The 290-nt window shown below is 49.3% G+C and carries 1 protein-coding gene; it reads left to right on the top strand.

From position 1 onward, the window contains the following. Positions 1-8 precede the first annotated feature (8 nt). Positions 9-290 (top strand): FtsW/RodA/SpoVE family cell cycle protein (locus J0695_RS46655; protein WP_277990133.1); only part of this gene is annotated, 282 nt, incomplete at its 3' end.

A 290-nucleotide genomic window follows, 5' to 3' on the forward strand; every position in this document is an offset into this window, starting at 1 on the left:
GTTCAAGCATGATCACGGCCGTGACAAGGTACGGACAAAACAGCAGCTACTTTTTTGACAGGCAGCTGATGTTTTTGGCGCTCGGAACCGTCATATTTTTATGCGCGGCGCTTTTTCCGTATAAGGCTTTTGCCAATCAAAAATTCCAAAAGTTTTTGCTGCTCATTTCCGTCGTCGCTTTGTTCGGGCTGTTTGTTGTCGGACATGTGGCCGGGAATGCCCAAAGCTGGTTCAGGGTTTCGAATTACGGCATCCAGCCGGGGGAGTTTGTCAAGCTGACCGTCATCTTG

The organism is Streptomyces beijiangensis (genome assembly GCF_017315755.1).
GTDB classification, from domain to species: Bacteria; Actinomycetota; Actinomycetes; order Streptomycetales; family Streptomycetaceae; genus Streptomyces; species Streptomyces beijiangensis.